This is a genomic window from Pseudomonas sp. MF6747 (genome assembly GCF_963890955.1).
GTDB lineage: Bacteria > Pseudomonadota > Gammaproteobacteria > Pseudomonadales > Pseudomonadaceae > Aquipseudomonas.
Window position 1 is genome coordinate 59,662 of record NZ_CAWPSZ010000005.1, and the last position, 26,362, is coordinate 86,023.

Annotated in this window: 26 protein-coding genes; 13 read left to right on the plus strand and 13 right to left on the minus strand. The window is 63.0% G+C overall.

Annotated features, from left to right (window positions below; translation table 11 throughout):
* Positions 1-17: 17 nt before the first annotated feature.
* Together AACW30_RS06540 and AACW30_RS06545 are read right to left on the minus strand one after the other, a co-directional pair.
* Positions 18-506, minus strand: a complete 489-nt coding sequence (locus tag AACW30_RS06540) for a type II toxin-antitoxin system MqsA family antitoxin (RefSeq protein ID WP_200624536.1) — start codon at positions 504-506, stop codon at positions 18-20.
* The gene (locus AACW30_RS06545; protein ID WP_200624537.1) at positions 503-814 is read right to left on the minus strand and encodes a type II toxin-antitoxin system MqsR family toxin; all 312 of its coding nucleotides are present in this window, start codon (positions 812-814) and stop codon (positions 503-505) included. Before AACW30_RS06545 ends, AACW30_RS06540 begins: the two co-directional genes overlap by 4 nt.
* A gap of 159 nt (positions 815-973) precedes the next feature.
* Between AACW30_RS06545 and AACW30_RS06550 the strand changes: the two genes are divergently transcribed.
* Both AACW30_RS06550 and AACW30_RS06555 read left to right on the plus strand, forming a co-directional pair.
* Positions 974-1,633: a FadR/GntR family transcriptional regulator gene (locus tag AACW30_RS06550; RefSeq protein ID WP_200624538.1), complete on the plus strand. Its 660-nt coding sequence runs from the start codon at positions 974-976 to the stop codon at positions 1,631-1,633.
* Positions 1,623-2,888 (plus strand): CynX/NimT family MFS transporter, encoded by a 1,266-nt coding sequence (locus AACW30_RS06555; RefSeq protein WP_200624539.1) that lies wholly within the window; start codon positions 1,623-1,625, stop codon positions 2,886-2,888. Before AACW30_RS06550 ends, AACW30_RS06555 begins: the two co-directional genes overlap by 11 nt.
* A gap of 83 nt (positions 2,889-2,971) precedes the next feature.
* On the opposite strand, the gene AACW30_RS06560 is transcribed toward AACW30_RS06555, so the two are convergent.
* The 9 genes from AACW30_RS06560 to AACW30_RS06600 form a co-directional block, all read right to left on the minus strand.
* Positions 2,972-3,592 carry a DUF1120 domain-containing protein gene (locus AACW30_RS06560; protein ID WP_200624540.1) on the minus strand — a complete coding sequence of 207 codons (621 nt, stop codon included), beginning with the start codon at positions 3,590-3,592 and terminating at the stop codon, positions 2,972-2,974.
* A gap of 35 nt (positions 3,593-3,627) precedes the next feature.
* Positions 3,628-4,272, minus strand: coding sequence for a DUF1120 domain-containing protein (locus AACW30_RS06565; RefSeq protein ID WP_179678163.1), 645 nt, complete (start codon positions 4,270-4,272; stop codon positions 3,628-3,630).
* Between the two features lie 17 nt (positions 4,273-4,289).
* On the minus strand, positions 4,290-5,417 hold the full coding sequence (locus AACW30_RS06570; RefSeq protein ID WP_200624541.1) for a DUF1120 domain-containing protein: 1,128 nt from the start codon (positions 5,415-5,417) through the stop codon (positions 4,290-4,292).
* Positions 5,418-5,425: 8 nt separating this feature from the next.
* Positions 5,426-7,873: a fimbria/pilus outer membrane usher protein gene (locus AACW30_RS06575; protein WP_325167566.1), complete on the minus strand. Its 2,448-nt coding sequence runs from the start codon at positions 7,871-7,873 to the stop codon at positions 5,426-5,428.
* A gap of 125 nt (positions 7,874-7,998) precedes the next feature.
* On the minus strand, positions 7,999-8,697 hold the full coding sequence (locus AACW30_RS06580; RefSeq protein ID WP_442793520.1) for a fimbria/pilus chaperone family protein: 699 nt from the start codon (positions 8,695-8,697) through the stop codon (positions 7,999-8,001).
* A 28-nt stretch (positions 8,698-8,725) separates the two neighbouring features.
* Complete coding sequence (locus AACW30_RS06585; protein WP_200624543.1) at positions 8,726-9,352, minus strand: DUF1120 domain-containing protein; 627 nt, start codon at positions 9,350-9,352, stop codon at positions 8,726-8,728.
* Positions 9,353-9,388: 36 nt separating this feature from the next.
* A complete protein-coding gene (locus tag AACW30_RS06590; protein WP_200624544.1) occupies positions 9,389-10,009 on the minus strand; it encodes a DUF1120 domain-containing protein in 621 nt (206 codons plus the stop codon).
* A gap of 46 nt (positions 10,010-10,055) precedes the next feature.
* The gene (locus AACW30_RS06595) at positions 10,056-10,679 is read right to left on the minus strand and encodes a DUF1120 domain-containing protein (RefSeq protein ID WP_119738468.1); all 624 of its coding nucleotides are present in this window, start codon (positions 10,677-10,679) and stop codon (positions 10,056-10,058) included.
* Positions 10,680-10,752: 73 nt separating this feature from the next.
* Positions 10,753-11,382, minus strand: a complete 630-nt coding sequence (locus tag AACW30_RS06600; protein ID WP_106579505.1) for a DUF1120 domain-containing protein — start codon at positions 11,380-11,382, stop codon at positions 10,753-10,755.
* A 398-nt stretch (positions 11,383-11,780) separates the two neighbouring features.
* On the opposite strand from AACW30_RS06600, the gene AACW30_RS06605 reads away from it, so the two are divergent.
* The 7 genes from AACW30_RS06605 (at position 11,781) to dacB (ending at position 19,616) form a co-directional block, all read left to right on the plus strand.
* Positions 11,781-12,611 carry a response regulator gene (locus AACW30_RS06605; RefSeq protein ID WP_234452621.1) on the plus strand — a complete coding sequence of 277 codons (831 nt, stop codon included), beginning with the start codon at positions 11,781-11,783 and terminating at the stop codon, positions 12,609-12,611.
* A 205-nt stretch (positions 12,612-12,816) separates the two neighbouring features.
* A complete protein-coding gene (locus AACW30_RS06610) occupies positions 12,817-13,452 on the plus strand; it encodes a response regulator transcription factor (RefSeq protein ID WP_106579504.1) in 636 nt (211 codons plus the stop codon).
* A gap of 91 nt (positions 13,453-13,543) precedes the next feature.
* Positions 13,544-14,014, plus strand: a complete 471-nt coding sequence (locus tag AACW30_RS06615) for a nuclear transport factor 2 family protein (protein ID WP_106579503.1) — start codon at positions 13,544-13,546, stop codon at positions 14,012-14,014.
* A 36-nt stretch (positions 14,015-14,050) separates the two neighbouring features.
* Positions 14,051-14,326, plus strand: coding sequence for a GIY-YIG nuclease family protein (locus AACW30_RS06620; RefSeq protein WP_025855645.1), 276 nt, complete (start codon positions 14,051-14,053; stop codon positions 14,324-14,326).
* Between the two features lie 75 nt (positions 14,327-14,401).
* Entirely contained in the window at positions 14,402-15,337 is a 936-nt protein-coding gene (locus tag AACW30_RS06625) for a glutathione S-transferase family protein (RefSeq protein ID WP_119738472.1), read from the plus strand.
* A gap of 109 nt (positions 15,338-15,446) precedes the next feature.
* Positions 15,447-17,867 carry a TonB-dependent siderophore receptor gene (locus tag AACW30_RS06630; protein ID WP_200624545.1) on the plus strand — a complete coding sequence of 807 codons (2,421 nt, stop codon included), beginning with the start codon at positions 15,447-15,449 and terminating at the stop codon, positions 17,865-17,867.
* A 291-nt stretch (positions 17,868-18,158) separates the two neighbouring features.
* On the plus strand, positions 18,159-19,616 hold the full coding sequence (gene dacB, locus AACW30_RS06635; protein ID WP_200624546.1) for a D-alanyl-D-alanine carboxypeptidase/D-alanyl-D-alanine endopeptidase: 1,458 nt from the start codon (positions 18,159-18,161) through the stop codon (positions 19,614-19,616).
* A 1-nt stretch (position 19,617) separates the two neighbouring features.
* Here dacB and AACW30_RS06640 read toward each other — a convergent pair whose 3' ends face one another.
* Positions 19,618-20,397: an IclR family transcriptional regulator gene (locus tag AACW30_RS06640; protein ID WP_106579499.1), complete on the minus strand. Its 780-nt coding sequence runs from the start codon at positions 20,395-20,397 to the stop codon at positions 19,618-19,620.
* A 121-nt stretch (positions 20,398-20,518) separates the two neighbouring features.
* Here AACW30_RS06640 and hmgA point away from each other — a divergent pair, with 121 nt between their 5' ends.
* The 4 genes from hmgA to AACW30_RS06660 all read left to right on the plus strand — a co-directional run bounded on the left by hmgA (position 20,519) and on the right by AACW30_RS06660 (position 25,256).
* A complete protein-coding gene (gene hmgA / locus AACW30_RS06645; protein ID WP_200624547.1) occupies positions 20,519-21,802 on the plus strand; it encodes a homogentisate 1,2-dioxygenase in 1,284 nt (427 codons plus the stop codon).
* Between the two features lie 3 nt (positions 21,803-21,805).
* Positions 21,806-23,092 (plus strand): fumarylacetoacetase, encoded by a 1,287-nt coding sequence (gene fahA / locus AACW30_RS06650; protein ID WP_169368278.1) that lies wholly within the window; start codon positions 21,806-21,808, stop codon positions 23,090-23,092.
* Between the two features lie 12 nt (positions 23,093-23,104).
* A complete protein-coding gene (gene maiA, locus AACW30_RS06655) occupies positions 23,105-23,749 on the plus strand; it encodes a maleylacetoacetate isomerase (RefSeq protein ID WP_169368279.1) in 645 nt (214 codons plus the stop codon).
* Between the two features lie 136 nt (positions 23,750-23,885).
* Entirely contained in the window at positions 23,886-25,256 is a 1,371-nt protein-coding gene (locus AACW30_RS06660; RefSeq protein WP_200624548.1) for an MFS transporter, read from the plus strand.
* Positions 25,257-25,471: 215 nt separating this feature from the next.
* On the opposite strand, the gene AACW30_RS06665 is transcribed toward AACW30_RS06660, so the two are convergent.
* On the minus strand, positions 25,472-26,275 hold the full coding sequence (locus AACW30_RS06665; RefSeq protein ID WP_200624549.1) for a SirB1 family protein: 804 nt from the start codon (positions 26,273-26,275) through the stop codon (positions 25,472-25,474).
* Positions 26,276-26,362: the final 87 nt, after the last annotated feature.

Consider the following 26,362-nt stretch of genomic DNA (forward strand, 5'->3'; position numbering starts at 1 on the left):
GGGTTTATTTTTGCCTTTCAGGAGGCCTTGAGGGCTTCCTGCGTTTCGTTGTCGAGGCTGTAGGTGAAGGCGTTGCGCAGGTCCGCGCCTTCGGCCAGTTCGGTGGCGTCGGTGAGCAAGTGGGGGTAACGATCCAGCAGGCGCATCAGAACCATCAACGGTTTTGGCGGCGTTATTTCACCGCGTTCGTAGCGTGAGAGTGCGTTGTGCCCTCCACCGGAAAGCAATGCTACGGTTTGTTTTTGCGTGAGGTGCAGCTTGCGGCGGATACGCTTCAATTCGGCGCCCATCATCCGCCGGGCGGCGTGGAGCAGATCATCACCGGCCTTGGCATGGTGTTCGCAGCTATCGGGGTCATACATGCCGTCCTCGCACACCTGGCATTCCCAGCCCGAGAGATCATCAATGCGCCGCTCCATACCTTTTATGCACAGGGTTTCGCTGCGGCCTTCAAAGCGTGTCATGGCGTCGGGTGCGCCACAGATATAGCAATGCTGGGTTTTCATGGATTCATCCCTTTGAAGGAGATCACCGGCGGGTTACTGCCGGAGCAGTAAGTGACCTTGATGTAAATCTCCAGACCATGTGAATGGATGTGGTAGACGTCATGCCAGACGCGGTGATCGGCATAGGTGGTCATCGATTTGTACAACAGCCTGTTTTGCAGCTTGAAAACGATCGCTTGCATCTCAGTGAGATCAAGGTCGAGAGCCTGTGCGGTTCTCTTTGCCGCCCGTGTGAAAGCCTTGGCACCAAGCCGCCTGACATCCGCCTTTATCACCGCCAGATCGTAATGAGGTGTGTACTTTTCCATAAGACACCCAAGTTCAATAATTACCCTCTAAGGGTAATTTTACCAATCGAAAATTCAGTTCCTTCTGCTGCCTCAAAACCCTAGTGCGTTGCCTTTGTAGGCAAGTCCGAATAGGCTGTAGGAAAATTCATCCTATGATTGGACGAAAGCGCAAAATCCATGACAGACATCGCCCCCTTGATCAAACGCTCGCTGGTCGATCAGGCCCTGGAGCAGTTGCGTCGGCGCATCACTGAAGGCAAATGGGCCATCGGCGAGCGCCTGCCCACCGAGCCCGAGCTGTCTGCCGAGCTGGGCATCAGCCGCAATACTGTGCGCGAGGCCATGCGCGTATTGGCGTTTTCCGGCTTGATCGACATTCGTCAGGGCGACGGCAGTTATTTGCGCTCGATGACCGATCCGTTGGGCGCAATGCGGGCGTTGTCCCATTGCGCCCTGGAGCAGGCGCAGGAGACCCGGCAGATTCTCGAAGTGGAGGCCATCGGGCTTGCGGCGGTGCGCCGTACCGAGGCTGATCTGAGTGCGATGCGTGACGCACTCAAGGCCAGCGCCGAGCTGTATCACGGCGACCTGGAGGCTTATATCAGCGCCGACCTGGTGTTCCACAAGCACTTGGTGGACGCGGCGCACAACCCGGCATTGAGCGAGCTGTACCAGTACTTCTCTGCCATCGTCGCCGCCCAGTTGCGCCAGACCCTGAATATTTCACCGCGTCGCCAGGCCGTGTTTGATCTGCACATCGCCCTGCTCGACGCGGTGGAACAGCAAGATCCGGAACGCGCCAAATCCCTCTGCCGGCAGTTGATCAATGAACCTTGAAACCAAACGCCCCACTGAACTCGAAGAGTTATTAATCGACGCCGAAGCCGATGACGACCTGGTGCAGCACACCCCGCCGGTCGTTGCGCGGCCTTGGCTGTTACTGCTGGGCCTGATTCTGGTGGCGCTGAACCTGCGCCCGGCATTGTCGAGCATGTCGCCGCTGCTGGCTGAAGTCTCCCAGAGCCTGGGGTTGTCGGCAGCCAAGGCCGGTTTGCTGACCACCTTGCCGGTGCTGTGCCTGGGCCTGTTCGCACCGATGGCGCCGATCCTGGCGCGGCGCTTCGGTGCTGAGCGCGTGGTGCTGGGGATTCTGTTGACGTTGGCTGCCGGGATCATTTTGCGCAGTGCTTTCGGCGAGGTCGGGCTGTTCGCCGGTAGCCTGATTGCCGGTGCAAGTATCGGCATCATCGGCGTGTTGCTGCCGGGCATCGTCAAGCGTGATTTCGCCAAACAGGCCGGCACCATGACCGGCGTGTACACCATGGCGCTGTGCCTGGGCGCCGCCTTGGCTGCCGGCTCGACGGTGCCGCTGAGCAAGCATTTCGGGGATAGCTGGAGCATCGGCCTGGGCTTCTGGATTCTGCCAGCGCTGGTGGCGGCGGCGTTCTGGTTGCCACAGGTGGGGCAAAAACACGGCGCCCATCAAGTTGCGTATCGCGTGAGGGGGTTGCTGCGTGATCCGCTGGCCTGGCAGGTAACGCTGTACATGGGCCTGCAATCGTCGCTGGCCTATATCGTGTTCGGTTGGTTGCCGTCGATTCTGATCGGTCGCGGCCTTACGGCGACCCAGGCGGGCCTGGTGCTGTCCGGCTCGGTCATCGTGCAGTTGGCCAGTTCCCTCGCCGCACCTTGGCTGGCCACGCGCGGCAAGGACCAGCGCCTGGCGATTGTGGTGGTGATGGTGTTGACCCTCGGCGGCTTGTTCGGCTGCCTGTACGCGCCCCTTGATGGCCTGTGGGGCTGGGCGATCCTACTGGGCCTAGGCCAGGGCGGCACTTTCAGCCTGGCGCTGACCTTGATCGTGCTGCGCTCGCGCGACTCACATGTCGCGGCCAACCTGTCGAGCATGGCCCAGGGCTTTGGCTACACCCTGGCATCCCTCGGGCCGTTTGCGGTCGGGCTGGTGCATGACTGGACGGGCGGCTGGACGGCCGTAGGCTGGATTTTTGCCGTGATCGGCCTGGGCGCCATCGTCGCCGGGTTGGGCGCGGGCCGTGCGTTGTACGTGGGCGTGCGCAGCGAGAAGGTATAGCGAGATAGCCTGTGAGGGGCAGTAAACCTGCTCCCGTGCCAGGCAAGCTTGGGCGTCACCCCAAGCCCTGCGCTTTTCAGGCGTTACAGGTAGCGCATTTCCAGGGTGGCCGAACCGTCGATGAGCACTTCGTTACTCAGGTCCATCCCGTCGGTGCGGTTGATGAGGGTTTGCACCTCCAGGTCGGCGACCAGGTCTTTGGTTGGCAGCGGTTGGCTGGCGTCGCTCATGGCGGCGATGGACATGTACAGACCCGGATCGAGGAACCTTTCCTTGTTCCACGAACTTCCCTGGTCAGTGGAGCCGATAGTCTGCACCGGCACATTGTCGGCGAGCGGGTTACTCAGCATCAAAACGTAATACCCAAGCTTCTGATCGCCATTGATCAACCCCAGGCCGTAGTCGCTGGGGTTGTCGGTCGAGCCGACGCGGTTATCCACGCCATACAGGGCGAATGCCGTTGCGGCCTCACAGGTAACGGTCAGGCTCAGCGTATGGTTGCCGATGATGGTGTATTGGGTCGGGTTCAGGTCCTTGGCGGAAATCTTGCCGTGGTCGATCACCCCACCATTGGACAGGCTCGGCGTACACGCGCTGGGCGTGATCAGGCCTTTGACGGTCAACTCGGCAGTGGATGCCGCCCAGGCACCTGTGGAGGCGGCCAGTAATAGCGCGGTGGTCAAGACAGGGAAAAGCTTGTTCATTTAGCGGGTACTCCTTGGGTTGGAAAACGTCGGTGCTACAGATAAGTCACTTCCAGGGTGGCGGAGCCATCCATGCGAATGTCGCTGCTCAAGTCCAGGTTCTGCTTGGCGTTGATCACCGCTTCCAGGGTCAGTGTGCTGTTCAGGGTCTGGATGCCGGAGGGGCCCGCGGTGCTGCCTTCCAGATCGGTAAAGCCCAACAGGCTGTTGGCGCCGATGTCGATTGGGTTGCGGTTGGAGGTGCGCCAGGCCACGCCGCCGGTGGTGGACTCGGTGCCGTACAGATAAGGCACGGCATCGGCCACGGTCTGCTTGGGGTCGAACTTGACCGAATACACACCGACCTTGTTGCCGCTGCCGTCCAGGCCCAACCCGTAGTAAATCTCGCTGTTGACGTGCGCCGTGCCGTCGCGGTTGTCGCGCATGCGCAAGGCGTAGCGCGCGGCGCCGTTGCACGTGACGGTCAGGTTCAGGGACTTGAGCGGCAGCCGTGTGCCGGTTGTGAGGTTAAGGTCTTGCTGGGAGATTTTGCCGAAGTCGACCAACCCTGCGGCTGACAGGGTTGGCGTGCAGGCCATCGGCGTAATCAGCCCATCGACGCTCAGCTCTACGCTGGAACCGGCGAGGCTCAGCGGGTTGAAGAAGATCAAGGGCGCGAGAATCAGATATCGAAGGGTCATGAGGGCTCCGGGAGCGCTTACAGGTAGGTAATTTCGAGCGTGGCCGAACCGTCGAGCCGAACCTCAGTGCTCAGGTCCAGGCTGTCGAGTGGTGCAATAAATGCCTTCAGGCTCAGTAAAGCGCTGAGGTTTTGCAGGGCCTCGGGGCCCTGGGTGCTGCCGGCCGCCGGGGTAAACCCCAGAAGGCTGCGCGCGCCGACGTCGATGGGGCTGCTGTTGGCAATGCTCCAGGCCGAGCCGCCCGTGGTGGAGTCGGTGCGATACACCCGGGAGAAGTTGTCGGCGCTGATCTGGGCAGGGTCGACCGTCAGGTAGTAGCGCCCGATTTTCTGCCCGCGTGCATCCACGCCCAAGCCATAGGCGGTTTCATCCAGGCCGCCGGTGGCGGAGCCGTCGCGGTTGTCCTTCATGACCAGGGCAAACGGCGTCGGCCCGTCACAGGCCACCGTGAGCGTCAGCGGCCGGGCCGGCAGGCGTGTGTCCTGATCGCGGCTCAAGTCGTTGATCGACAGCTTGCCAAAGCTCACCGTCCCGCCGTTGGACAGCCCGGGCGTGCAGGCCGCCGGCGCAAAATGCGCCTGCAGGCGCAGCGCCCGCGAGCGCCCGGAGCCGGCAGCCTCGATTCGCCCGGTGGTGTCCCAGGTAACGGCATCGCGCACAGGCGTGGCGCGCTCCTCGGCATAGGCACTGACTGCCAGTTGCAGGGAGAAACTGCGGCCATGCGCGGGCAGGCCGTTGAGCATCGGTACGATGCCATGCTCGGGGCGCCAGTCCAGGGCCTGGGCGCTGGCAATCGGCGGCTGGCCGCTGGCCGCCAGCAGCCCCAGCGCTACAGCGCGGCCGTCCAGCAGGCCAGCGTGTACGTGCACGCGGTAGCTGCCGCCCTGGGTGAAGCGCAAACGCTCGGCGCTGGCGGCCAGGCCGCGGTAGAACACGCTCAGGTCGCTGCTCTGCGGGCAGTCCAAGGTCATGCTCAGGCGCCGTTCACCCAGCAGTCGTTCAGGGCCGGGTGCCGGGTCAATGGCGCGGCGGATCGAGCCAAAATCCAGCAGCGACTCACTCACGTCCAGTCGGCAATCGTCCTGGGCGTGGGCGTGGGCGGCGCCCGTCAGTAGCAGGGCGGCGAGGCAGTAATGACGTTTCAAGAGAGTCCTCACAGAGTCACGCAACGGGCGGGTGCGGTTTCGAAATACACGTCGGGGTCGGCCTTTTGCGGCAGGTCAAAGCGCAGGGCGCAACGCGGCTGCCCGGGGCCCTGGATCCAGAGCGGCCGAGGGTCGAGCACATTGGGCAGGAATACCTGGTTGCCTTCCTGCACCAGCGTGACGAACTCGCCGTCGTCGGTGGTGACCGTCGCGCCGCGCGGCACCGGCCGGTCAAGGGTCAGCAAGGCCCGACGCGTCAGGGCCACGCCGAACGCCAGCCGGTCGACGGCGCCGCGCCCTGCCGAAACCACGGCCAGGCCATTGCTGATGTCGGCATTGCGCGGCAACGAGCGCGTCTGCACTTCTACCGGGCTACGGCCATAGGCGCTGATCTGCGGCACCACGGCCTGGCCTTGCCAGTCGGTCCACACCGGGCCGCTTGGCGTACTGACCTTGACGCCGGGCATCTGGCCCACCGACAGCAGCGCAAAGGTGTCGCGCACCGGGTAGGGCGACAAGGTCACACCGTCGCCATGCACCACCACACCGCCGCGCGCGCCGCCCTGGTAGCTGGAACGCGCGTCGCTGGAGCGGCTGTAGTTGAAGTCCAGCTGACTGTAGAACGGCAGGGCCGAAACCCCGAGGGATGACTCCACCTCGCGGTCGCGGCTGTCATGTTCAACGCCCACCCGATAGGCCAGTTGATCGTTGAGCGGTTCGTTGACGCCGATGCCGATGCGGTGCTCGCCCCCGGAGTTTCGTACCCAGGCGCGGCCTCGACGGTTTTCGCCCAAGGGCAGGCTGAGGTTCAGGTACAGGCTGTCATCGTTGTAACGGCGGCCGCCCATTTGCCATTCGGCGGTGGCGGACAGCGATACCCCGCCCACTTGCGTGCCCCACGACGCCAGTGCGCGACTGCTGCTGTCGCCGGCAAAGGAGGCGACGCGCGACACGCCGGCGCTGAAGGCTCCCAGCCATGGATGCGCCCAGGAGACCGTGGCGCTTTGCTGGTCGCGGTAGCGTGAGCGCTGCTGCTCGCGGGTATGGGCGGCGTAGGTCGATTCGGTGAGGTCGCGATAGCCTTCGCTGCGCCACGTGTTGGCGGCGCTGATGGCCCAGCGTTCACCTATTTGCTGGGACCACGAGAGGTCCACCTGCACGCCGCGCGCTTGCGCCTGGCGAGTTGCCTCGGCGGCGACCACCGCCCATTGCAGCTGGCTGTCCTGCCAGGGCAGCACACCCAGGTTGGCCCCGACCGAGCGATAGTCTTGGGCCACCAGCAGGCCGCTGCCCAGCGTGATCAGTGGGTGGACTGCAGCCGTCCACCCGGCACTGACCACCCAGGGGGCGGCGCCATCGCTGTCGCCGATGTTGCGCACTGTGCCGGCTGCCACGGCGTAACCCGGTGCCGGCAGACCCAGCCCCAGCATCGCCGCCGGCACGCTGAAGCGCCGTTCTTCGCCGGACGCTTCCTTGACCGTCACTTCGACATCGGAGCGCCCGTTCAAGCGCGGCACTTGGCTGAGGGAAAACGGCCCCGCGGGGACCACTGTGGAGTGAACCAACGCACCGTTTTGCCGCACCTCCACCTTGGCCGGGCCGTTGGCGATGCCATCGATCGTCGCGCCCTGATCCTGGTCTTGCAGCGCCTGCTCGGTGAGCACTTGCACGCCGGTGATCGGGGCTCCCGCCAGCACCGGGTTGTAGAGGTTGATCTGCCCGGCCTGCAACACCGCCTGCTGGCTGGCAAAGGTCCGTTGGGCGTAGGCATCCAGGTGGTTGCTGCGCGAGACGCCGTCCTGCCAGGTCTGTACCTGGCGGCTGCGCACGATCCAGTCGCCGGCGTTAAAGCCGACTTCGGTGTTGGCCGAGCCGAACCGGCTGCTGCTGTCGCCGTATTCGTTGTGCAGGCCGGTCACATCGTAGTTGAGCAAGGCTGCGAAACCGCCGGTGCTGTAGCCGGAAACGTCCTGCGGCGCAATGCGCAGCGCCTGCGTAGGCACTACCAGTGACAGGGCCAGGCCGGCCGGGTCGGGTTCGATCACCGTTTGCGGGTAGTGCTCGACAAAGGCGTGGCAGGCGTCGACGCGGCGTGGCGGTGCGACCAACTGACCGGCTTGCAATAAAGCAGCGTCAAAGCACACCGCGCCGTGGTCATCGAAGCTGACGTCGACCCGACCGCGCCGTTGGCCGTTGACCTCCAGGTTGACGGCGTGGCGGCCGCGGGTAAAGCGTGGCGTTTCCAGCAGCAGGCTGGCCAGTTGCGGGTCGATGCCACGCTGGTGCAGGGTCTGGTGGTCGAACGAACCGGTTGACGGCGCGTCGTCTGCCCAGGCCTTTTCGGCCAGCAGCAGATGGCTGAGCGCCCAGGCGATGCCGCCCAGTTGCACGAGTGACGGGCGCGGCATAACGCCGGACAGGGCTTCGCCGTCACGGTAATTCATGATTGTGTTCACACAATTACACTCTTTTGAGGGAAGCCCGAGGCAAGGTTTGCGGACGCGCCAGGCGGTCTTCCCGGTGACCTTCGCAGGGGTCACTTCGTTTTATAGAGGCGTCGGCAGGGTTCGACGCGGTTGGATCAAGGCGTGATGGGGGCCTCGTAGGGCGCGACAGCAAAGCCATACACCGTGGCCGGCTGCAGGCGCACTGACGTCGCCCCCGTCCCCTGGGCCGCGACCGTCAGGGTTTCTCCCGGCAACACATACGTGCGCGGCAGCAAGGTCGAGCCGTTGCCGGGCAACAGCCGCAATGCCTGCGCAAGGCGCACCACGTACGGTGTGGGGTTGCGCACGCTGAGCCGGTCGCCGTCCAGGTGCCAGGTCAGGCCCAGCCACGGCTCACGGTTGGGTGCCAGACCCTTGGGGTGCAGGATCACCGGCAGGTTCTGGCGCACCGTGACGCCCACTTGGGCACGCCCGGCTTCGGCGCCGGTGCGTTGCTGGGGCATGCCTTCGAAGACCACCCGTTTGAGCCGTTGGGTTTTAAGCGGCTCGTCCGATTGCAGGATGAACCGCACCAGCTGACGCTTGCCGGGCTCCACCCGTGACAGCGGCGGAGTGACGAACAGCAAGGTGGACCGGTCTTCGGGAACGTCTTCGAGGGTCACGTGCAACAGGGCCAGCTTGCTGTCGGTATTGGTCACAGACACGGCCGCTTCGCCGTCCGCCTCGTGCACGATCACCACCGAGGTGTCTGGCACCATTCCATCGGCCAGCGCCGCGGCGGAGCACCATACAGCGAGGCCGGCACAACCGGCGCGTATCCAGGAAACATGCATCGTCATCTGAGGACTCATTCACTAAGGGTTACAGGTACTTGAGGTCCAGGGTGATCGAACCTTGCAAAGGCACTTCTTGTTTCAGCGTCAGGCTATTGGCCGGGCTGATGGCGGTGTCCACCCGCAGGCTGGCAACCAGTTGCCTGATGGGGATGGGCAGCAGCGTGTCGACCCGGGCGAAACCCATGTACTGCCTGGGATGTGCATTGGGCTCTGGGTGCCAGGTGCTCCCGCCGTCCGCGGAGCTGATCACCTGCAGGGCGCTGCCGTCGCCCACCGGCCCGCGCAATGACAAACCTACCGAGCCCAGGCGTTCGCTCGGCGCGTGAATGTTCATGCCCAAGCCGTACAGAACCTCGGGGTTCACAGAGGAATCCGGCTGATTGTCGATACCCACCAGTGCAAACAGCGTCGGCCCTTCACAGTTGATGCCCAGGCCCATTTGCCGGCTGGGCAGTGGCGTGAACTCACTCGGTCTCAAAGTGCGCGCCGGGATCTTGCCGTAATCGATCAGGCCGCTGTCGGACAGCGACACAGTGCAGGCCTGGGGCGTGATCCGGCCGGTAACGCTCAGGTCTACGGTTGACGCGGCGAAGGCCGGCGTCAGGTGCAAGGCGAACAGCGTGAGCGCCCGGGTGATGGTCGATGGGTTCATTGCGTCGTTATCACCGTGGGGGTTGGGTGGCGCCAGTTACAGGTACAGCACTTCAACGGTGGCATTGCCATCGATGACCACTTCGCGGGTTAACGTCATGCTGCTGGTGGGCGCAATGACGCCGCCCACTTGCAGTTCAGTGGCGAAGTGCTTGATGGCGATCGGCACGCTGAAATCGGCGGCAGCGCTGGGGGCATACAGGCCTCGCGTATCCAGGTTGATGGCCCTGATCCAGCTGCTGCCATTGGTGAGCGAAACGCTCACGTCGGCGGGTGTGCCGTCGGCCACCGGGTTGTGGAAGTAAAGCCAGGCAGAGCCGATCTTTTCCCCCGCGTCCGTCAGGCCAAGCCCCATGTTGGCGCCGATGGTATTGGTGCCAGGGCGGTTATCGATGAGTTTGAAGGCCATTGGCGTGGTGGCTTCGCAGGCAATCTGCAGGTTGAGGGTGACCTGCGGCAGGTCAGTGCTGTAGGTCGGGTGCAGATCGTTGACCGAGAGTTTTCCGTAATCGACGGTTCCTGCGGCCGACAGAGTGGGTGTGCAGGCGCTGGGGGTGATCAGGCCCTTGACCGTCAGGTCGATTGTGGAGGCGGCGAAGGTACTGGTGCTGGTGCCCAGCAGCAGGGCGATAGCAAGGGCATTGCGCAGGCTGTTCATCGTGCGGCCCACTCCTGATTTGGTAGGTAAAAGAGCAAGGTCGGGCTTACCAGTACTTCACTTGCAGCGTGGCATGACCATCGATGGGCATTTCGTCCACCAGGGTCAGGTCGGTGGCTTTTACCAGGGTGGTGAAGGCGCTGAGTCGGGCGGTCAACACCTTCACCGCAATCGGGACGTTGAGGTTGTCGGCGGCGGCGAAAGCGGTCAGCCCGGCATGGCCCAGGTACGTCGAAGGACGCCAGTCGGCACCGCCGTTGCTGGATAAGAGGGTGCGCACCGGCACATTGTCGGCAACCGCATCCAGTACGTTGAACGCCACGCTGCCCAGCATCTGGTCGTCATTGACCCGGCCCAGGCCATGGCTCGCCGGGTGGATGGCCGAGGTGCCGGAGCGGTTGTCGACGGTGGTCAGGGTGAACAGGGTTTCTGCCTCGCAGGTGACCTCCAATTGCAGGTTGACGGTCTCCAGGCGAGTAGGCAGTTGGGGATCGAGGTCCTTCACCGTCAACTTGCCATGATCGACCACACCGCCACTGGACAGGTTGGGCATGCAGGCACTGGGCGTGATCAGGCCGGTGATCCTAAGGTCAGTGGCGCTGGAGGCAAATGCCTGGGGAATGACGGCCATCAGCGCCATGAACACTGGGGCGAGGGTGCGATGGATCATGTAAAACCTCCAAGTAGGGCGATACGCGCGAGGCTGATCCGATGCGTCGTGGCACCGGGTCAGCGAGCCTTGTTTACAGGTACTTCACTTCGATCGTGGCGGAGCCGTCGAGGGACACTTCATTGCTCAGGTTCAAGTCTTGCGCGGGCGCGATCTGGGTCATCACGGCCAAGTCAGTGGTCAGGTCCTGAATCGGCACGGGTACATACAGGCCACCGGAAACACCGCCGAAACCGGCCAGGTTGCCGCTGTACCAATATTCACCATCAATCGCGCTCCAGGTTTGCCCACCGTTGTTGGACTCCAGGGGTATGACGGCGACGTTGTCCGCAACCGGGTTCACAAGCTCAAGGTGGTAGGTGCCGATTTTCTGCGTGTTATCGATCAAGCCCAGCCCATAGCCCGTCGCGACGATGGCTGAGGACGCCCGGTTGTCGTTGCCGTTCAAGCCAAACAAGGTCTGGGCATCGCAGTTCACATTCATCTGCAAGGTCACGGCTGGCAGATCAGTGGGGGTGCCTTGATTGAGGTCCTTGGCGGAAAGCTTGCCGTGATCGACGATGCCGTTGGCGGACAAGGTCGGTGTGCAGGCACTCGGGGTGATCAGGCCTTTGACGATCAACTCCACCGAGCTTGCGGCAACAGCCTGGCCTTGATGAGCGGCCACTAAAAAGAGGGCGAGTGCTGCTAGGGACTTATTCATGTCGTGAGGTTCCGGTGCAAGGATTGCTGACTGTGCCTTGGGGCAAACAGCCATGTGTGTTGCGACCCATGGAGAGGACAGGCCGCGCCCCTTGTTGGGGTGCGGCGAATTTATAGAGGGGGCGAGTTGGGGAAATACAACAAATACGAGAGTAAGCGGATAGGGCAAAGGAGTATTCGTTCATGTCAGAACCGGCTTTTGTTTACGTAGGAATTGTGAGGTTTCGTAGTTTTTGTATCGTCCAGGCGCAGTCATTCGAATACGTTTTGCGCCGCTGAACCGTCATAAAAACATCAAAAAGATGCTTCAGAATGCCGCGCCCGATCGGCCAGAGCGCGGCCGTTTCCTGCACGCATGGCGTGCATCATCGTCCGTCGATACGGTAAGTTGAGGTAGTCATGTCATCAGGCACTCCCCCAGGCAGCATGGGTGGGGATGAGCCGCGGGCGTTGACCGCCGCGCCTGCCTGCTGGCAACGGCTCAAGGTGTTGGTGGTTGACGACCATCCGGCCTACTGCCTGCTGATGAGCGGAATTCTCGACCGCCTCGGCCTGGGCCACAAAGCGTGCAGGGATGGGCGTGCCGCACTGGCTGCGATGGACGTGCAGCACTTTGATCTGATCCTGACCGACTGCCAGATGCCGCTCATGGACGGCTATGCCATGACGCGCGAAATCCGCCGCCGCGAACGTGAGGCGCTGTCGACGCGACTGCCCATCATCGGCCTGACCTCAAACCTGGGCCCTGACGAAGTCCGCCTATGCCTGGAAGCCGGCATGGACGCGTGGCTGATCAAACCGCTGACTTTTTTGCAGCTGCACCACGTCCTGGTCTATTGGCTGGACCAAGCCCACGTGGGCGCATTCGAGCAGGGCACGAAGGCACAGGCATTGGTCGGGCAAAAAGGCTGGCCAACCCGTACGACGCTGGTGCAGATGTTTGGCCGCAGCGAAGTGGTGGACAGCATGCTTGGCAGCCTGATCCATGAAGCCCGGCAAGACCTGCGCGCGCTCTCGGGCGCGGTGGTGCGCCTCGATGGCGCCGACACCGTTCAACACCTGCACCGGTTGATTGGCAGCGTGGCCTTTCTGGGCGTCACCTCGCTGGAAAAACGCGGCCTGCAACTGATGACACGGGTAAGTGGCGACGGCGTAGCCACGCATGCCCGCGACTTGATCCGGTTGCGCCAGGACCTGATGCGTTACCTGGCGTACTTGTCGGCACTGTGAAGACGCAGGCTTTCATCTGGGGTGAAGGAAGATTTCGCCCTGAGCTGTAGCTCCTTTCTGACGGCCTGCTCTGTTTGTTTTGTAGGTATAAATCTCGGTAGCCAAGAATGCTGCACGGGCTGCCCTGGCTGCTTTTCTTGGCGGTTGTTGCCGGCCACATCCGGCGCTATTTTGCGTAGGTCAAGTTGCCATCATGGTGGGTCTCATGCTTCGCGTAATAATTGCTGACGATCATCCGATTGTGCGTATCGGCCAAAAAGTCGTGATCGAGGCCAGTGGAAAGTGCAAGGTGGTCGGCGAGGCCGACGGCCCCGATCAACTGCTGGCGGTGCTCGACAGCACGCCGTGTGACCTGCTGGTGACCGACTTTGCCATGCCGGGCAATCAGCAGGCTGATGGGTACGGCCTGTTGAGCCTGATGCAACGTCAATACCCGCGATTGCCTGTGATTCTGGTGACCATGTTCGCCAACATCGCCACGCTGCGCGCTTCCTTCGCACAGGGCGCGCGGGCCATCGTGGCCAAGAGTGCCTCGGCCAGGGAGTTGCCGCAGGCCATCAAGGCGGTGAGCGAAGGCCATACCTTCGTCAGCGAAAGCCTGCGGGTGCAGTTGGTGGAAGCTGGCCCCGGCGACCAGCAAGCCGTGCCGCAGTTGTCCGGCAAAGAACGCGAGGTGGTGCGCATGCTCGCCAGCGGTATGACCGTCAGCCAGATTGCCGCCCGGGTCAATCGCAGCATCTCGACCATCAGCAAACAAAAAAGCACGGCCATGAGCCGGTTGTGCATCTCCACCGACGTGGATTTGTTCGCCTATGCCCGCAGCAGTGGCATGGTGCCGTAAGCGTGGTCATTTGCGCGGCGAATGTCGGTAGCCTTACCGGCGCTGGCGGCTTATCGTGCGCCTACCTTTTCGACGCCTGCGGAGCCTGCCCATGAGTGATGCCCACAACGCCCTGATCACCGAGTTCTACAGTGCCTTCCAGCGCCTGGATGCCGAAGCCATGGCCGCCTGCTACACCGACGATGTGGTGTTCAGCGACCCCGCGTTCGGCGAGCTGCGCGGGCGTGACGCAGGTGACATGTGGCGCATGCTCACCACCCGCGCGAAGAATTTTTCCCTGACCTTCGACCATGTGCGCAGCGATGAAACCACCGGCAGCGCGCATTGGGTGGCGACGTACCTGTTCAGCGCCACCGGCAACACGGTAGTCAACGACATTGGCGCGCGGTTTGTGTTTCGCGATGGCAGGATCTGCGAGCACCACGATCACTTCGACCTGTGGCGCTGGTCGCGCCAGGCACTGGGCCTCAAGGGGTTGTTGCTGGGTTGGTCGCCTGCGTTGAAAAACGCCGTGCGCGCCCAGGCGCTTAAAGGCCTGAAGGCATTTCAGGCCGGTCGTTGATAAGATTGGCGCTCCTCTGGTTTGCCGAAACGACCTGTGACTGATCTTCCTGAACCCAAACCCTGGTTTGTCTACCTGGTGCGCGCCGCCAATGGCTCGCTGTATTGCGGCATCAGCAATGACCCGGTGCGCCGCTTTGCTTCTCACCAAAGCGGCAAGGGCGCGCGGTTCTTTTTGTCCAGCCCCGCGGTGGCTTTGGTGTACACCGAGCAATGCGCGAGCAAGGGCGAGGCGCTGCGCCAGGAGCGGCTGATCAAAAAGCTCAAGAAGAGTGCCAAGGAGTGCCTGGCGGCGAGCGGTTCATTGATTTGACTGATGGGTTCCATCGCCCGCACGTGGGGTGTTGCAGGCTAAGCTAGCGGCTCACTTACTTGAGCGGAGCCTGGCATGTCTGAGTTGATCCTGCACCACTACCCGCAATCCCCCTTTGCTGAAAAAGCCCGCCTGATGCTGGGCTTCAAGGGCTTGTCCTGGCGCTCGGTGTTTATCTCGCCGGTGATGCCCAAGCCTGACCTCACGGCCCTCACCGGCGGTTATCGCAAGACGCCGGTGCTGCAAGTTGGCGCCGATATCTACTGCGACACTGCCTTGATCGCCCACCGCCTGGAGCAGGAAAAGTCCGCGCCGGCGCTGTTTCCCCAAGGCCTGGAGCTGGTCACGCAAAGCTTCGCCGCGTGGGCCGATTCGTTGGTGTTCTCGCATGCCGTTGCGCTGGTGTTCCAGCCCGAATCCCTGGCCGTCAAGTTCGCCAAGGTGCCGCCGCAGATGCTTGACGTGCTGGTGGCGGACCGCGCCAAACTGTTCAGCGGCGGCACTGCGACCCGCGTGCAATTGGATCGGGCCAAGCACCAATGGCCGACGATCATCAGCCGCATCGATCAGCAATTGCAGCACCAGGCAGGGGATTTCCTGTTCGGCGAGCCGTCGATTGCAGACTTTGCCCTGGCGCATCCGTTGTGGTTCCTCAAGGGCTCCACGGTGACGGCGCCGCTGGTGGATGCCTATCCCGCCGTCGCTGCCTGGCTGGACCGTGTACTGAGCTTTGGCCATGGCACCGCCAGCGAGATGAGCGCCGAACAGGCCTTGGACGTGGCGCGTAACGCGACACCTGCGGCCTTGCCGGATGAACTGTTCGAGGACTTGAACGGCTTCAAGCCTGGCCAGCAGGTGACCATTTGCGCCACCGATTACGGCACCGACCTGGTGGCCGGCGAGTTGCTGTTCGCCGGGCGTGAGGAATTGATCCTGCGGCGTACCGACGAACGCGGCGGCACCGTGCATGTGCATTTCCCACGGTTGGGTTTTCGCATTCAGGCGCAGTAAATCAAATTATTTTCAAAACAACGTGAGGTAAATCCACCGCCCATCCGTGTAGTGCTTGAAACTGCGATCTATTCGCATTAACAGCGTTTTCTACACGGGTTCTCAGAGCATGAAATCGACGGCGGGCGGTTGGGTAAAACAGTGGTTGGGAGCCTCGGTACTGGCGGTGTCGGGGCTGGCGTTGCTGCCCCTGGCCGTCGCGCAGGCGCAGGAGCAGCAAAGCGCCCAGTTCAATTTTGCGCTGGCAGCCAAGCCACTGCCTCAGGCCCTGAGTGATTTCAGCCGCGTCACCGGGATCAGCGTGATCTATACCGATGAAGCGCCCTACGGTCTCAGCGCCCCTGCCGTCAGCGGGCAGATGAGCGCGACCCAGGCCCTGCAACGCCTGCTCGGCCACTCAGGCTTTACCTTCCGCCAGATCGACGCCCGCACCTTGGCCCTTGAACCTGTGCCCACCGACGGCGCGGTCAACCTCGGCGCCACCACCATCAGCGGCGCCGGCCAGGCCCAGGACAGCACCAGTTACCAGCCGCCACCCACCAGTTCGGTGATGCGCTCCCATGGCCTGTTGCTGGAAACCCCGCAAACCGTCAACGTGGTGCCCGCCCAAGTGCTGCGCGACCAGACCCCGCGTAACCTGGACGACGCTCTGGCCAATATCAGCGGCATCACCCAGGCCAACACCTTGGCCAGTACCCAGGACGCGGTGATGCTGCGCGGGTTTGGCGATAACCGTAATGGCTCGATCATGCAAGACGGCATGCCCGTGGTGCAGGGGCGTGCGCTGAACTCCACCGCTGAGCGCGTTGAAGTGCTCAAGGGGCCGTCTTCATTGTTGTACGGTATTCAGGACCCGGGCGGCGTGGTCAATATCGTCAGCAAAAAGCCGGAACTGACCCAATCCACCTCCCTGACCGCCCGTGGCTCGACCTTCGGCGACGGCAAGAACGGCAGTGGCGGTAACCTCGATACCACCGGCCCGATTGGCGACAGCGGCCTGGCGTACCGACTGATCGTCGACCATGAAGACGAAGATTACTGGCGCAATTTCGGCACCCACCGCGAGACGCTGGTGGCGCCGTCCCTGGCCTGGTACGGCGACACCACCAAAGTGGTCTTTGCCTACGAGCACCGCGAATTCCTCTCGCCGTTCGACCGGGGCACCGCCATCGACCCCAAGACCAATCACCCGCTGAACATCCCCACGACCCGTCGCCTGGATGAGCCGTTCAACAACATGGAAGGCCGCTCCGACCTGTATCGCCTGGAAGTCGACCACGACTTGAACGACGACTGGAAGGCGCACTTCGGCTACAGCTGGAACCGCGAGACCTATGATGCCAGCCAGGTGCGCACGGTTTCGGTCAATCCCAATGGCACCCTGACCCGCAGCATGGACGGCACACGGGGGGCGCTGACCACCGATCGCTTCGCCACGATGAGCCTGGAAGGCAGCGTCAACGTCGGTGGCATGCAGCATGACCTGGTGTTCGGCCTGGACGATGAGTACCGCAAGATCTACCGCGCCGACTTGATCCGCCAGGCGCAACGCAGCGCCTTCAGCTACCTCGATCCGGTCTACGGCAAGGACGTGCAAGGCACCACCGTCAGTGCCAAGGACAGCGCTCAGACGGACCTGCTGCGCAGCGACTCACTATTTTTCCAGGACGCCATTCACCTGACCGATCAGTGGATCCTGGTGGGCGGTGTGCGCTATCAGATGTACGACCAGTACGCCGGCAAGGGTGTGCCGTTCACGGCCAACACCAACGGCAATGGCCAGGCGTGGGTGCCGCGCGCCGGCCTGGTGTACCGCTACACGGATGAGTTGTCGTTCTACGGCAGCTACACCGAGTCGTTCAAACCCAACTCCACCATCGCCGCCTTGGCTGACGGCAGCACGTTGACCGGCGACCTCACGCCTGAGGAATCCAAGTCGTGGGAATTGGGGGCCAAGCTCGACATCCCAGGGCGTATTACCGCCAGCGCGGCGTTGTTCAATATCGATAAACGCAACGTGCTGGTCTCGGTGGGATCAGGGGCCAACACCGTTTACAGCATTGCCGGGCAGGTGCGCTCCCGTGGCCTGGAACTGGATGCCACCGGCCAGTTGACCGACCAATGGAGCGTGATCGGCAGCTACGCCTACACCGATGCACTCGACACCAAGGACAAAGACCCGACGCTTGAGGGCAACCGCCTGCAAAACGTGGCCAAGCACACGGGCTCGCTGTCGGCGGTCTACGATTTCGGCACTATTTTTGGTGGCGATCAGCTGCGGTTGGGCGCAGGTGCCCGCTATGTCGGCGAGCGCGCAGGCGATGCCGCCAACGATTTCAACCTGCCGGGCTACACCGTTGCCGACGCGTTTGCCACCTACGACACCAAGATCGAAGGCCAGAAGGTCAAGTTCCAGCTCAATGTGAAGAACCTGTTCGACCGCACGTACTACACCTCGGCCGCGAGCCGGGTGTTTGTGTCGCTCGGCGATGCGCGGCAGGTGTCGGTGTCCAGCACGCTTCAGTTTTAACGTGCCTGGCGGGCATTCAGTCGCGGGCGGGCTGCTGTGGGCTGCTGTGGCGAGCGGGCTTGCCCCGCGTAGGGCTGCGAAGCAGCCCCAAAACCAAGCACTGCGGTGTGCCAGGAAATACGCGGTGGCCTTGCCAGGGGCCGCTTCGCAGCCCTACGCGGGGCAAGCCCGCTCGCCACAACAAACCCGGTGGCCGCAGCAAGCCCACTGGCCACGACAGCCCCGCTCGCCACAACGGCATTGAGCTGGTAGCGTTGCCGCCACTGAGAACTTTGCGGGAAAACGCTACTGATGCACTTGGGCAGATGGATACACACCAGCGCGATGCTGGTTGGCTTGAGCTTCTTGCTGGGCGGCTGCGCGAGCGTTTCGCAGACCTCCACCCAGGCGACCCTGAACCAACTGCTGGCCGACCCGGCGCTGCACGGCGCCACGGTTTCACTGACGGTGCGTGACGCGCGCAGTGGCGCCACGCTTTATCAGCACAACCCGCGCACGCGTCTGGTCCCCGCGTCCAATCTCAAGCTGCTGACCACGGCGGCGGCGATGGACGTGCTGGGCCCGCAATACCGGTTCTCCACGCAACTGCTGAGCAACGGCATACGCCAGGGCGATCGCCTGACTGGCAATCTGTACCTGCGTGGTCTCGGCGACCCGACGATCCAATTCGCCGACTATCAGGCCCTGGCCGCGCAGTTGGCCAGCCAGGGCGTGCGTCAGGTCCAGGGCGATCTGGTGTTTGACGACACCTGGTTTGACGCCGAGCGGCTCGGTGTCGATTGGTCCCACGATGATGAGACCACCTACTATGGCGCACAGATTTCGGCGCTGACCGTGTCACCCAATGCGGATTTTGATGCGGGCAGCGTGCTGGTCACGGCCAAGGCGCCGGCGCGTGTCGGCCAACCGGTGAGTGTCGAGATCTTTCCGCCCACCGACTACCTGCAACTGAGCAACCGCGCCGTCAGTGGGCCGGGCAATACGTATGGCATCAACCGCCGCCATGGCACCAATCTTCTGCAGCTCAGCGGCGCGGTGGCGCCGGGCAGGCAGAGCCCGCAGCTGGTCAGTGTCTGGGAGCCGACGCAACTGGTGGCCAACCTGTTTGAACACGCATTGGCGCAGCAGGGCATCACGGTGCTCGGGCGGCGGGTGGTGGGCGGTGCAAGCCCGGTTGCGGCGACCGTGCTGGCCGAGCATCAATCGGCGCCGTTACAGGAATTGATCACGCCGCTGCTCAAACTCTCGAACAACAACATGTCCGAAGCCTTGCTCAAGGCCATGGGCCGTCAGACCGCCAATAGCGGCACGGCGGCGGCGGGTGTGGTGGCCGTCGCCGGTTTCCTCAAGCGCCAGGGCCTGGACACCACGGCACTGCGCCAGGTCGACGGCTCCGGGCTGTCACGGCAGAACCTGGTGTCGTCGCAAACCCTCACCGACCTGCTGCTGGCCGCGCGCAAACAGCCGTGGTTCAACGCCTGGTACAACGCGCTGCCGATTGCCGGCAACACTGACCGCATGACCGGCGGCAGCCTGAGCTATCGCCTGCGCGGCACGCCTGCTGAAAACAACCTGCATGCCAAAACCGGCTCCATGGGCGGCGTCTCGTCATTAAGCGGCTACCTCAACGACGCCCATGGGCGCACGTTGGTGTTCTCGATGCTGAGCAATAACTACGTGGTGGCCGGCGCGCAGGTCAAGGCGCTGGAGAACCGCGTGGCCGTGGCCCTGTCTCGCTGGGACGATTGATTCAGGGCTGATAGCCCATCCGCCAACTCACGGCCCGGGTCGCCGCCAGCAAGCGCTGCGCCGCCGGGCCATCTTCATCGGCGTGGAACAGTGAGGTCGGGCCGACCACGGTCATCACCGCCGCTACCTGGCCGACCGCGTTGAACACCGGTGCCGACAACGCGTCGACGCCGGGCATCAGCAAACCGTGCACAAAGTGCAGGCCACGGCTGCGGATCTGCTCGCACGCGGTGGCGTAAGCCTGATCGTCCGCCAACGCATGGGCGATACCCGCCTGGATCTCGCGTTCGCGCAATTCCACGGTTTCCCGCGATGGCAGGTAAGCGCTGAACACCAGCCCGGTGGACGAGCTGAGCAGCGGCAACACCGAACCCAGCTGCGTCACCACCGTGATCGCGCGCACCGCCGGCTCGATGTGCACCACGGTCGCGCCCTGGTTGCCCCACACCGCCAGAAAGCAGGTTTCATTCAATTCATCGCGCAGTTCCGCCAGGGGCAGGGCGCCGACTTTCAGCACATCCATGCTGCCCAGCGCGGCCAGCCCCACACGCAACGCCTCGCGACCCAGGCCGTAATGGTTGGTGGCGGTGTTCTGTTCAGCAAAACCCGAGGCGATCAGCGCCTGTAAATAACGGTGAACCTTGCTCGCCGGCATCTGCACATGCTCGGCCAGGCGCGACAGCGACGTGGCCGGCGACAGTTCGGCGAGAGCCTTGAGAATATCAGTGCCCACTTCGGCCGAGCGGACTTTCTGTTTACCGGTGTCGCGGGGCTTTTCCATGGAGGAGCGAGAATCCGAGAGGGGGAATGGGCGTCTTTATAGCTTGACGGTCGACAGTGATCAAATTACGTTATGCGTAACTGGATTACGATAAAAACAACTTCCGCTCAGAGGATGCTCCATGAACCTCGAATACCAATCGGGCTTTGGCAATCAATTCGCCAGCGAAGCCCTGCCTGGCGCGCTGCCCATTGGCCAGAACTCCCCGCAAAAAGCCCCGTACGGCCTGTACACCGAACTGTTCTCCGGCACAGCCTTTACCATGGCGCGCAGCGAAGCCCGCCGCACCTGGCTGTACCGCATTCAGCCGTCGGCCAATCACCCGGCGTTCGTCAAGCTTGAGCGGCAGTTGGCCGGTGGGCGGTTGGGCGCAGTGACGCCCAACCGCTTGCGCTGGAACCCTCTGGATATTCCGAGTGAGCCCACCGATTTCATCGACGGCCTGGTGGGCATGGTCGCCAACGCCGGGTCGCAGCAGCCGTCTGGCATCAGCATCTACACCTACCGCGCCAATCGCTCGATGGAGCGCGTGTTCTTCAACGCCGACGGCGAACTGTTGATCGTCCCCGAGCAGGGTCGCCTGCGCATCGCCACCGAATTGGGCATGCTGGACGTGGAGCCGTTGGAAATTGTCGTACTGCCGCGGGGCCTGAAATTTCGCGTCGAACTGCTGGACGCGCATGCACGCGGCTACATCGCGGAAAACCATGGCGCGCCGCTGCGCCTGCCCGACCTTGGCCCGATTGGCAGCAACGGCCTGGCCAACCCGCGTGACTTCCTCACACCAGTTGCCCACTACGAAGACCTCAAAAAGCCGACAGCGCTGGTGCAGAAATTTCTCGGCGAGCTGTGGGGCTGCGAACTCGATCACTCACCGCTCAACGTGGTCGCCTGGCACGGCAATAACGTGCCGTACAAATACGACCTGCGCCGTTTCAACACCATTGGTACCGTGAGCTTCGATCATCCGGACCCGTCGATTTTTACCGTATTGACCTCGCCCACCAGCGTGCACGGCCTGGCCAACCTCGACTTCGTCATCTTCCCGCCGCGCTGGATGGTGGCCGAGAACACCTTCCGGCCGCCGTGGTTCCACCGCAACCTGATGAACGAATACATGGGCCTGATCCAGGGCGCCTACGACGCCAAGGCCGAAGGCTTCCTGCCCGGCGGCGCCTCGCTGCACAGCTGCATGAGCGCGCACGGCCCGGACGGTGAAACCTGCACCAAGGCGATCAATGTCGAGCTGGCGCCGCACAAGATTGATAACACCATGGCCTTCATGTTCGAGACCAGCCAGGTGCTTCGCCCCACACAGTTCGCCCTGGAATGCCCGCAACTGCAACCCGCTTACGACGCGTGCTGGGCCTCACTGCCTGCCACCTTCAACCCGAACCGGAGATAACCCATGACTCAACCAACCCTAGCCCGCAGTTGGGTGGCCTCCGCCAACGGTCACCAGGACTTTCCCCTGCAGAACCTGCCGCTGGGCGTGTTCAGTATCAATGGCTCGGCACCGCGCAGCGGCGTGGCGATTGGCGACTGCATTCTCGACCTGCACGCGGCCCTGGATGAGTTTGACGGCGAAGCCCGCCGCGCGGTCGAGGCGACTGTCGGCGGCCAGTTGAATGCGTTCTTCGAGCTTGGCCGTGGCCCGCGTTTGGCCTTGCGCGAACGCCTGCTGGAGCTGCTTGCCGAAGGCAGCAAACTGCAAACCCGTGAGGCGCAGGTGCTGCACTTCGCCGCTGATTGCCAGATGCACTTGCCGGCAAAAATCAATGATTACACCGACTTTTACGTCGGCATCGAACACGCGCAGAACGTTGGCAAATTGTTCCGTCCCGACAACCCTCTGCTGCCCAACTATAAATACGTGCCAATCGGTTATCACGGCCGTGCCTCCACCATTCGCCCGTCGGGCACCGAGGTGCGTCGGCCTAAAGGCCAGACGCTGCCGGCCGGCCAAACCGAGCCAACGTTTGGCCCTTGCGCGCGCCTGGATTACGAACTGGAACTGGGCATCTGGATCGGCCAGGGCAATGCCATGGGCGACGCGATCGCGATTGGCGATGCGGCTGAGCACATCGCTGGTTTCTGCCTGCTCAATGACTGGTCGGCGCGCGATATCCAGGCCTGGGAATACCAGCCACTGGGGCCTTTCCTGTCGAAAAGTTTCATCACCAGCATTTCGCCCTGGGTGGTGACGGCCGAAGCCTTGGAGCCGTTCCGCAAAGCCCAACCGGCACGCCCCGAGGGCGATCCGCAACCGCTGCCGTACCTGCTGGATAAGCGTGACCAGGCCGCAGGCGGTTTCGACATCGAACTGGAAGTGCTGCTGACCACCGCCGCGATGCGCGAGCAAAACCTGCCGGCCCATCGTCTGACCCTGAGCAACACCCAGCACATGTACTGGACTGTGGCGCAAATGGTTGCGCACCACAGCGTCAACGGCTGCCAGTTGCAGGCCGGTGATCTGTTTGGTTCGGGCACATTGTCTGGGCCGCAGCCGGGGCAGTTCGGCAGCCTGCTGGAGATTACCGAAGGCGGTAAAAAGCCGATTGAACTGGCCTCGGGCGAGGTCCGTAAGTTTCTCGAAGACGGCGACGAAATCATCCTGCGCGCGCGTTGCAGCCGCGAAGGGTTTGCCTCCATCGGGTTCGGCGAGTGCCGTGGCACCGTCGTCGCGGCGCGTTAAGAGGGCAGGGCGATGGAACTCTACACTTACTACCGCTCCACCTCGTCATACCGCGTGCGGATCGCCCTGGCGCTCAAGGGGCTGGACGTCACCGCGGTGCCGGTCAATTTGCTGGTGCCGCCGGGCGGTGCCAATCGCCAGCCGGACTACCTGGCGATCAACCCGCAGGGCCGCGTGCCGGCGTTGCGCACGGACGAAGGCGAACTGTTGATTCAGTCGCCGGCAATCATCGAGTACCTGGAGGAGCGTTATCCACAGGCGCCGCTGCTTTCCAAAGACCTGGCGACGCGCGCCCATGAGCGCGCAGTGGCGTCTATCATCGGCTGCGATATTCACCCGCTGCACAACTCCAGTACCCAGAACCTATTGCGCAAGTGGGGGCATGATGAAGCGCAATTGCTGGAGTGGATCGGGCATTGGATCAGCCAGGGCCTGGGCGCGGTGGAGCAGTTGATTGGGGATAAAGGGTTTTGTTTTGGCGAGCAGCCGGGGATGGCGGATGCATTTTTGATTCCGCAGTTGTATGCGGCGGAGCGCTTCAAAGTGCCGCTGGCGGCGTACCCACGCATTGCGCGCGTGGCGGCGTTGGCGGCGCAGCATCCGGCATTTGTGCAGGCGCACCCGGCTAACCAACCCGATACCCCGGACACACCCTAAATCAATGGGGGAGCGGGCTTGCCTGCGATAGCGCAGTGTCAGCCAGTGATGGCGCACATGACAGGCCGTCATCGCAGGCAAGCCAGCGCCGCCAGTTGATCAGCGTCACCCTTATAAAAATAATAGGTACCTTGCGATGCACAATCAGATTGCCAGCTTTCGTGCGGCACTCGACGCCCGTCCGGTGTCGCGCTATCAGTGGTTGATCCTCGTGTTGCTGGCGTTGCTGCTGGTCACCGATGGCTACGATGCCCAGGTACTGGGTTATGTGGTGCCGGCATTGGCCAAGGATTGGGGCCTGGAAAAAGCCGCGTTCGGCCCGGTGTTCAGCGCCAACCTGCTGGGCCTGACGCTCGGCTCGCTGCTGGTGACGCCATTGGCCGACCGCTTCGGCGTGCGCCGCATCCTGCTCGGCTGCGTGCTGATCTACGCCACTCTCACGGTGCTGATGGTGTTTGCCAATTCCCTGACCACGTTGATGGCCGCGCGGTTTATCTGCGGCATCGGCATGGGCGGCGCGATGCCGAGTGCCATGGCGCTGATGTCGGACTATTCGCCCCCGCGGATGCGCACCTTGATGGTGACGCTGGCCGCGTGTGGCTTTTCGTTTGGCGGCGCAGCCGGTGGTTTTGTCGCCGCCGGGTTTATCGAAGGCTACGGCTGGCAGGCGGTGTTCCTGGCGGGCGGCGTGACGCCGTTGCTGCTGTTTCCTTTCCTGATGTGGCTGTTGCCGGAATCCCTGCCGCGGCTGTTACGCGATGCACCGCCGTATGCGCGCTTGCGTACAGTCACCGCGTGCATGCTGCCGGGTTGGCAGCCGCCGCTGGCGAGTGAAGCTGAAAACCTTCAGGAGCAGGGCAGCAAACTGACGGTGGTGGAGCTGTTTCGCAAGGGTTACGCGCGCCCGACCGTGCTGATCTGGGCAACCTTTTTCGTCAGCCTGATCCTGCTGTATTTCATGATCAGTTGGCTGCCGTCGTTGTTGCTGGAAAGCGGCCTGCCATTGAAGGAAGCCAATCTGGTGACCTCGATGTTCCTGTTTGCCGGCACCTTGGGTGCCATCGGCATGGCCTGGTTCGCCGATCGCTTGAAAAGCAAAGTGCGGCTGTTGTCCGGCGTGTTGGCCGCCGCTGCGGTGTGCACCATCCTGCTCGGCTTGAATCACGATAACCCGCGTTATCTGGTGGCCTGTGTGTTTGCGGCCGGCTTCTGCATCATCGGTGGGCAACTGACCCTCAATGCCTTCGCCAGCAATTTCTACCCGGCACATGTGCGCGCCACGGGCACCGGCTGGGCTTTGGGCGTGGGGCGATTTGGGTCAATCCTGGGGCCGCTGTTTGGCAGCATGCTGTTGGCCATGCATATCCCGGTGCAGCAGATTTTCTTCTTCTGCGCGATTCCGGCGGTGATCGCAGCGCTGTTGATCATTCAGGTGCGTTCGCCTGGAACAGTTGCGGCGAAGGGGCCGTTCCACAGCGATATTCTCAAAGCACCGGCCAAGCACTGATGGTGTTGGCTGGGTAGATGTTGTGATGGCGTGTTGTGGCGAGCGGGCTTGCCCCGCGTTGGGCTGCGAAGCGGCCCCAAGAACCTGCCACCGCGGTTTGTCTGGAGAGATGCGGTGACTATATTGATTGGGGATTGGGGATTGGGGCTGCTGCGCAGCCCAACGCGGGGCAAGCCCGCTCGCCACGACAAGCCATATAAGCCGCAATCACCAGTTCAATGCACCACTGAATTGGGCGGCAAGTGCCCCAGCCGCTCGGTCAGGCGCAGGCGCTGGATCGGGTCTTCGCTGAGCAACAACGCGTGCTCCAGGTCGAAGCGCTCGGCGCTGGGGCAATCCAGGCGCTGGTACAGGCTGGCCCGAGCCAGATAATCGGCGGCGCTGGCGTTGCCCAATTCCAGAACGCGCTCGGCGTCGATCAAGGCGGCCAGCGGGTTGTCGTTGGAGAGGTGCAGTTGGCGCAGGTTGCGTGACAACCGTTGCAGGATCGAGCGCGGCTCGGCGGAGAGCAAGTGGTCGGCCTGTAACTTGAGGTTGGGGCCGTACTGGCGGTGCAGCAACTCACGGCAATCATTGGGGTACAGACGCCGCCCGCCGCAGGGGTCCAGCAGGTGATCGGCACCAGGCACGCGCAGCAGGAAATGCCCCGGAAAATTCACACCGACCATCGGAATGTCCAGGCGCCGGGCCATCTCCAGCGCAATCAGGCCCATCGCCAACGGCTGCCCGCGTTTACGTTGCAGCACCTTGTCGAGAAGGGCCGCGGCGGGGCGCAGTGGGGTGAAGTCATCCTGAGCGAAGCCCAGGTCATTCAGGCGCCGCAGCAGCGGCTGGCCGAGTTCATCCGACGGCAACAGGGGCATGCCCACGCTGACCTGTTGTTGCAGCAGGGTCAGCTCTTGCAGGATCAACAGCGGCTGTACGGCCGGGTCGTGTTCGGCAGCAATCCACAGCGCGGCTTCAAACAGCGCTGGGGGTGAACGGTCCAGGCAGGCGAAAAAGGCTGTGCGGGGATTCATTGCGTTCTCCGGCGGATGCCCCGTTTTAGCCTTGCTGTGAATTTTCGTCCAGTGATTAAGAAATATCCGGCCTGCTTATGTCGCGGG

Bases quoted from the DNA above. Each gene is read 5' to 3' on its own strand.
- AACW30_RS06540 (WP_200624536.1), bottom strand. From the start codon at position 506: ATGAAAACCCAGCATTGCTATATCTGTGGCGCACCCGACGCCATGACA.
- AACW30_RS06545 (WP_200624537.1), bottom strand. From the start codon at position 814: ATGGAAAAGTACACACCTCATTACGATCTGGCGGTGATAAAGGCGGAT.
- AACW30_RS06550 (WP_200624538.1), top strand. From the start codon at position 974: ATGACAGACATCGCCCCCTTGATCAAACGCTCGCTGGTCGATCAGGCC.
- AACW30_RS06555 (WP_200624539.1), top strand. From the start codon at position 1,623: ATGAACCTTGAAACCAAACGCCCCACTGAACTCGAAGAGTTATTAATC.
- AACW30_RS06560 (WP_200624540.1), bottom strand. From the start codon at position 3,592: ATGAACAAGCTTTTCCCTGTCTTGACCACCGCGCTATTACTGGCCGCC.
- AACW30_RS06565 (WP_179678163.1), bottom strand. From the start codon at position 4,272: ATGACCCTTCGATATCTGATTCTCGCGCCCTTGATCTTCTTCAACCCG.
- AACW30_RS06580 (WP_442793520.1), bottom strand. From the start codon at position 8,697: ATGCATGTTTCCTGGATACGCGCCGGTTGTGCCGGCCTCGCTGTATGG.
- AACW30_RS06585 (WP_200624543.1), bottom strand. From the start codon at position 9,352: ATGAACCCATCGACCATCACCCGGGCGCTCACGCTGTTCGCCTTGCAC.
- AACW30_RS06590 (WP_200624544.1), bottom strand. From the start codon at position 10,009: ATGAACAGCCTGCGCAATGCCCTTGCTATCGCCCTGCTGCTGGGCACC.
- AACW30_RS06595 (WP_119738468.1), bottom strand. From the start codon at position 10,679: ATGATCCATCGCACCCTCGCCCCAGTGTTCATGGCGCTGATGGCCGTC.
- AACW30_RS06600 (WP_106579505.1), bottom strand. From the start codon at position 11,382: ATGAATAAGTCCCTAGCAGCACTCGCCCTCTTTTTAGTGGCCGCTCAT.
- AACW30_RS06605 (WP_234452621.1), top strand. From the start codon at position 11,781: ATGTCATCAGGCACTCCCCCAGGCAGCATGGGTGGGGATGAGCCGCGG.
- AACW30_RS06610 (WP_106579504.1), top strand. From the start codon at position 12,817: ATGCTTCGCGTAATAATTGCTGACGATCATCCGATTGTGCGTATCGGC.
- AACW30_RS06615 (WP_106579503.1), top strand. From the start codon at position 13,544: ATGAGTGATGCCCACAACGCCCTGATCACCGAGTTCTACAGTGCCTTC.
- AACW30_RS06625 (WP_119738472.1), top strand. From the start codon at position 14,402: ATGTCTGAGTTGATCCTGCACCACTACCCGCAATCCCCCTTTGCTGAA.
- AACW30_RS06630 (WP_200624545.1), top strand. From the start codon at position 15,447: ATGAAATCGACGGCGGGCGGTTGGGTAAAACAGTGGTTGGGAGCCTCG.
- dacB (WP_200624546.1), top strand. From the start codon at position 18,159: ATGCACTTGGGCAGATGGATACACACCAGCGCGATGCTGGTTGGCTTG.
- AACW30_RS06640 (WP_106579499.1), bottom strand. From the start codon at position 20,397: ATGGAAAAGCCCCGCGACACCGGTAAACAGAAAGTCCGCTCGGCCGAA.
- hmgA (WP_200624547.1), top strand. From the start codon at position 20,519: ATGAACCTCGAATACCAATCGGGCTTTGGCAATCAATTCGCCAGCGAA.
- fahA (WP_169368278.1), top strand. From the start codon at position 21,806: ATGACTCAACCAACCCTAGCCCGCAGTTGGGTGGCCTCCGCCAACGGT.
- maiA (WP_169368279.1), top strand. From the start codon at position 23,105: ATGGAACTCTACACTTACTACCGCTCCACCTCGTCATACCGCGTGCGG.
- AACW30_RS06660 (WP_200624548.1), top strand. From the start codon at position 23,886: ATGCACAATCAGATTGCCAGCTTTCGTGCGGCACTCGACGCCCGTCCG.
- AACW30_RS06665 (WP_200624549.1), bottom strand. From the start codon at position 26,275: ATGAATCCCCGCACAGCCTTTTTCGCCTGCCTGGACCGTTCACCCCCA.